The sequence below is a fragment of the Arthrobacter sp. CP30 genome (assembly GCF_053470025.1).
Map to the genome: position 1 here is coordinate 1 of NZ_JBQEMM010000023.1, position 4,807 is coordinate 4,807.

At 54.7% G+C, this 4,807-nt stretch carries 2 protein-coding genes; both read left to right on the forward strand.

The window, feature by feature from the left end; genetic code table 11:
• A partial coding sequence (gene pglX / locus ACTIMO_RS17115) for a BREX-1 system adenine-specific DNA-methyltransferase PglX (RefSeq protein ID WP_448183199.1) occupies positions 1 to 2,195 on the forward strand: 2,195 nt, incomplete at its 5' end.
• A complete protein-coding gene (gene pglZ / locus ACTIMO_RS17120) occupies positions 2,188 to 4,671 on the forward strand; it encodes a BREX-1 system phosphatase PglZ type A (protein ID WP_448183200.1) in 2,484 nt (827 codons plus the stop codon). The genes pglX and pglZ, both read left to right, overlap by 8 nt.
• Positions 4,672 to 4,807: the final 136 nt, after the last annotated feature.

Sequence of the window (4,807 nt, forward strand, 5' to 3'; positions counted from 1 at the left end):
AGACCCTGTTCGGCGGGGACATCCTTGAACGCGCCGGAAAGGTGATCCGGCAGTCTGAGTACCTCTCCACCCGGTACCACGTGGTCGTCGCCAACCCCCCCTACATGGGCTCCGGCAACATGGGACCAAAATTGTCCAGCTTCATAGGAAAGTTTTACGAGGATTTCAAAGCTGATCTGTTCTCGGCTTTTATAGCAAGAATTGCAGAACTTTCCAAAGCCAGCGGTTATATGGGTTTGATGTCTCCGTTTGTGTGGATGTTCTTGGGCTCTTATGAGAAACTTCGGAAACAGATCAATGCGCGCCACCCTTTAACTTCGCTCATACAACTAGAGTATTCTGGTTTTCAAGGTGCAACCGTTCCGATATGCGCTTTTACTATGAGAAATTCGGAGACGAACGGACTTAAGGCCTCCTTTATTAGGCTGGCAAACTTCCGAGGTGCGGGGAATCAGTCGCCTCGGGCACTAGAAGCAATCCGCAACCCAGATTGCGGCTGGATGCACTACGCTTCGAGTGCCGACTTCCAGAATATTCCAGGCCAAACTATCGCTTACTGGATCAGCCCTGAAATGGCTGACGCCTTTAGCTACGGCCGCCCACTTGGGACGGTTGCTCAACCCAGAGTCGGATTGCAAACTGGCGATAACAGTCGCTTCCTCCGCCTGTGGCATGAGGTGAGCTTGAAAAAGGCTGCCCTTGATGTTGCTTCTGATGAGGAAGCAGCTGAAAGCGGTACAAAATGGTTCCCGTACAATAAAGGCGGCAGTTTCCGTCGCTGGTACGGAAATCAGGATTTCATTATAAATTGGGAAAACGACGGTGCTGAGCTGAAGTCGATGCGACCGAAGTCTGTCATTCGGAGTCCTCACTACTATTTCAATCCGTCTATATCGTGGTCTAAAATCTCGTCAGGTATTCCCGCCTTTAGATTCTTTCCCTCCGGATTTATTTTCGATGTCGCCGGAACTTCCATCTTTGCCGAATCTCATGAGTCGCGGATGACCCTATTGGGACTTATGAACTCTTCCGTAATTCTCGAAATGCTTGCTGCGATTGCGCCAACGCTAAATTTTGAGGTCGGGGCTATTGCCGCCTTACCTGTGATAGATCTAGCTGACCCGGTGGTCGTAGATATTGTGGAGGAGCTGGTGTGGCTGTCGAAGTCGGACTGGGACGACAGCGAGACGTCTTGGAATTTTCGCGGATTGGCGCTCCTGGGCGAAGGACACAGGGAGGGATCAATTCACTCATGTGTGAGCAAAGTGCGTGATAAGGGGCGGGCAACTGTCAAGCGGATGCAATACCTAGAGGAGACGTCAAATAAGCGAATCATCGAAAGATTCGGGCTATCTGGAGAGGTAGACGTCGCCGTCCCAATAGGGCGAATTTCTTTGGCCGCTAACCCAATCTACCGTTACGGTGGGGACCGCGCGGAATCTACTTTGACGGCCCTTCAAAATTCAGATGCGGTTCGTGATCTCGTCTCTTATGCGGTGGGTTGTATGTTTGGCCGGTACAGCCTAGATACTCCTGGCTTGGTGTTGGCGGATCAGGGTGAGACGTTGGCGGAGTATCTGGCGAAGGTGCCGTCGCCGTCGTTCATGCCGGATAAGGACAACGTTTTGCCGGTGTTGTCGGATGCCTGGTTTGAGGATGACATTGTCGAGCGGTTGCGCGGCTTCCTGAAGGCATCCTTCGGGGAGGAGCACTTCGAAGAGAACCTTCGCTTTGTCGAGGAGTCTCTGGGCAAGGACATCCGGAAGTACTTTGTGCAGGACTTTTACAAGGACCACGTCCAGCGGTACAAGAAGCGCCCGATTTACTGGATGTTCTCCTCGCCGAAGGGTTCCTTCAGCGCGTTGATTTATATGCACCGGTACCGGCCGGACACAGTGAGTGTGGTGCTGAACGATTACCTGCATGAGTTCCAGGCCAAGCTGCGGGCCCGTCGGGCGAACCTGGATCAGGTGGCGGTGTCGACGGTATCGACGGCGAAGGAGCAGACGGCTGCCCGGAAGGAATCCGAGCAGATCGGGAAGATGCTGCTGGAGCTGGAGGAGTGGGAACAAAGCGTGCTCTACCCCCTGGCAACCGAACGGATCGATATTGACCTGGACGACGGGGTCAAGACCAACTACCCCAAATTTGGGACAGCGCTGAGGAAAATCGTGGGGCTGGAAGCCAATGAGTGAGATCCACCAGCACCTCAGCGCGGCACTGAAGAAATCCCGCATAGTCGTGTGGAATGATCCCTTGGGAGAGTTCCAAACAGACTTCGCAACGTTTGAAGAGGACGGGGTTGAAAAGCGCGAAATCAAAAACGACGAGTTCGCGCGGAAGTTTGAGGCACTTCGCGGAAACACCACGCCACGCTACGTTTTTTACCGCACAGGTGCCGTGAAAGAAGGGATCGACAACTGGCTGTTCGACGTTGAACTTTTTTACGCAAAATTCAGTGCCAACAAAGTCGACCTCGCCGCGGATGTCAGTGGTCTGCCGGCGGAGCTTAAGTACCTCGTGTCCGAGCACTCCGCCTTCTTCGCCGATGATACGAAACGGCAGACACTGAAAACCTTGCTTGTAAACAAGGATTCTGCTGTCGATGTCAGGGCAAAGATGCTGGCCGTCTGCTGCAGCGCTTCGGACCATCGGTTGGACGAAGTTGTCGGGATGCTGCTGGAGGACTCTGCAAAAAATAAAAATGGCCGGATGGAGGCAGTCGCGGAGTGCGCTCTGACCGGCTTCCTCTTCGACGGACTGCGGACAATCTACGGTTACGAGTCGGTTGAACCAAGCCTTGAGGACTTCGCGCTCTGGCTCTTCAAATCCACGCTGCCCGGATTCGAGCCTGAGAACGGGCAGCAGGCCCGCAATGCACGGCTGTTTTTCAGCGCATGGAGCCACGATATACGGCACGCGCAAACGTTTGCCGCGCTGTCGGGCAACGCCGCAAATGTTCTCCAGGTCGGAAAGACCATTGAGGGCACCCCTTACATGGAGTTGCTCGAAAATCTGGCTTTCGAAGTCGCGGACCAGAAGATTCTCTCCGAAACCGCCCGTCTCGCCGCTGACAAAGCCTTCAGCAGTAAGGACGCCGCCAACGTCCTGCGCCAGCGGCGCCGGTCGCTTTGGTGGCCGGAATACCAGGACGTCTACCTCGCTATCGAAGCCGGAGTCGCCCTCCTTGAGGAAGCTGACGCCTTCCAGGTGCAGATCAACTCCTTCGACGACGGGCTGACAAAGTACTCGCAGACATGGTGGCAAATCGACAGCCTTTACAGGCGATTCATCTATCGGGTGCGCAAGACGGAATTCAGCAAGCCCCTTGAAAAGCTCCGCGACGTTGTCGAAAGCCACTACTCAAACAAGTTCCTGATTCCGCTGAACGACTCGTGGCAAGTGCGAGTGGACGCGCTGGAAAAATGGCAATCGGCTGTCGTGCCATCACAGCGAGACTTCTTCACCAAGTATGTTCAGCCGCAGCTGACCAAGAAAAACAAGGTTTGTGTCATCATTTCCGACGCGATGCGCTACGAAGTCGCGGAGGAGCTCGGCTCCCGTATCCGCCAGGAAAATGGCTACGATGCCGTTCTAGAAGCTCAACTTGGCGTGCTTCCGAGCTACACCCAGCTGGGCATGGCGTCCTTGCTGCCGCACACGAAGCTCGAACAGCAAGCCGGTAAGAACGCTTTGGTGCTCCTGGATGGCGTACCCTCCAGTGGCACGGAAAATCGCTCCAAAATCCTGTCAACCGTAGCAGGCAAAGCCATCAAGGCAACCTCATTCGCCGACCTTACTCGGGACGAGCAAAGAGAGCTATTCAGGGACAACCAGGTCATCTACATCTACCACGACACGATTGACCAAACGGGCGACAAACTCGCTACCGAAACCTCTGCTTTCCAGGCAGCAGAGCAGGCGTTGCTCGATCTGGTTTCCCTCGTCAAGAAGACAGCAGGCGCCAACGTCAGCAATATGGTGATTACGGCAGATCATGGGTTTATCTATCAGGACAAGCCCGTCGAGGCCAGCGATTTCCTGTCCGAAACCCCGCAGGGCGACGAATTTTTCTTCGAAAATCGCCGGTTCGTGCTCGGACGAAACCTTAAGCCTCTTCATGGTCTCCGGACCTTCAGTTCCGCCCAGCTCGGTCTCGAAGGCGACATCGAAATCCAAATCCCGAAGTCCATCAAGAGGCTAAAACGCCAGGGAGCCGGGGCGCGTTTCGTTCACGGCGGCGCGTCACTGCAGGAAGTTCTTGTTCCCGTCCTGCGGGTGAACAAGAAGAAGGCGGGCGACGTCTCACTCGTCGACGTCGAGATTATGCAGGAGAAGGACTCGATTACAACCAACCAGGTCGTGGTCGGTTTGTTCCAAAAAGACGCCGTCAGCGATAAAGTCCAGGCGCGGCAACTCAAGGTGGGCCTCTACTTTGGCGACCGGCTCATCTCCAATGAGGTGATCCACGATTTCGACCTGACCAACATCGACAAGAGGGAGCGGATGATTTCCCTGCAGCTCGTCCTGAGCAAAGACGCTGACGATCTCATGAAGGAAAACGTCGAGCTACGGCTCATGGCGAAAACCCCCAAAACCACACACTGGGGCGGTTACCGGTCAAAAACACTCAAGCTCAGCCGCTCGTTTACCAGCGACTTCGATCTTTAAGGGATAAACATGGATTTGTCGTTGTTGCGTGGGTTTGCTGCGGGTGTTCGGGTTGAGTTGGTGGGTGTTGTTGGGGCTCGTTTGGCTGGGGTGTTGTTGCCTGGGTCGGTGGAGCGGGTGGAGTTTCCTGAGGCGG